Here is a 1,291-nt window from a genome sequence, read left to right as displayed (position 1 = left end):
GTTCGGAGGTGATTTTTCCGTAAGCGTTGTAGGTATATTTACGCGTATCACCGCTCGGCAAGACGATTTGGACTAATTGCCCAACGCTGCTCCATTCAAATTGCGTGAGCGCGCCGTGCTCGTCTTCCTGGCTGATTTTTCGCCCGAGATCGTCATAGCGATAACGCTTGACTCCGCCATTCGGCAACTGCTTCTCAAGCAACTGACCCCGTTCATTCCAGACCAGCCGATGACAGCTGTGATCGGGATACCAAACCTGCGTCAGTTGCCCGCGTTTGTTGTAGCTGTACTCAGTCGAATGGCCGTCAGGACCGGTCCTACGCGTAACGTCGCCCTGGTCATTACGCTCATACTTCCAAACCGCTTCACCACGCCGCACAACCCGTACGAACCCATTGTCATGCTCGTAGGTCGTCGGCTCATCATCCCCAGGAAACACCGCCACCAAACGCCCAGCTTCGTCGTACTGGTAGGCCGTGATCGCCCCCAACGGAGCTTGCTCAACCGTCAGCCGGCCTTTGTCATCGTAGGACTTGAAGTGCTCGGCCCCGTCCGGATCCACTCGCTGCACCAGCCGCGCCCGCTGGTCATGCACGTAGACTTCCTGACTGCCATCGGCGTTAAACACCGTGACCTGGCCGTTATCGTCCCAGGCATACCGCGTGTCCATCTGCGAAAAACTGGCCCAATGCCGGACACATCGCGCCGCCTTACCAGACCTTTCCCACTCCCAAAAGAAACTCGCCCCACCGGCCAAACCACGCTCAAGAATGACGTGCTGCTCGTCGTACCGATAAACCTCACTTTCGCCTACCGCATTGGTCGCGGAAACCAGTCGTCCAAAATTGTCATAGGCGTAGGAAACAACGTTCTGCTCTGTCACCCAAACAAACGGACCGTCATCCACCGCCCGCTCAATCTGGTAATCCACCGCCACAATGCGGCCCGACGCATAGCGCAAGAACAAAGAGCGCCCGACACTGTTATCCAGCCGCTCAATCTGCCCCAGGTAATTGCGAGAAATGCGCAACCGGTTGTCATACGCATCGCTGATCGCCGTCAGCACACCGTCGCGGAAGTGGTAGAAGCGCGACCCTTGAGACAGGACTAACTCATCGGGCAACGACCCCAAGTAGATCGCCGCTTCCGCCAGACTATTGGTGATCGCAGGCCGAGAAACCGTGGGCAAGGGCAGGGTAGTCGAGCGATTCTCATGATCGGTCCACACCACCGAATCCCCGGAAACACTCAACCGATGCGCCAGCGAGTGACTCCAACCAAACCCCAGCCC

At 57.5% G+C, this 1,291-nt stretch carries 1 pseudogene; it reads right to left on the bottom strand.

The features are described from left to right. A pseudogene (locus tag HX793_RS31385) lies at window positions 1-1,291 on the bottom strand (type IV secretion protein Rhs); the annotation flags it as partial.

This window comes from Pseudomonas reactans (assembly GCF_013387025.1).
Classification (GTDB): Bacteria; Pseudomonadota; Gammaproteobacteria; order Pseudomonadales; family Pseudomonadaceae; genus Aquipseudomonas; species Aquipseudomonas reactans.
This window is presented reverse-complemented; position numbering and strand designations above follow the sequence as displayed.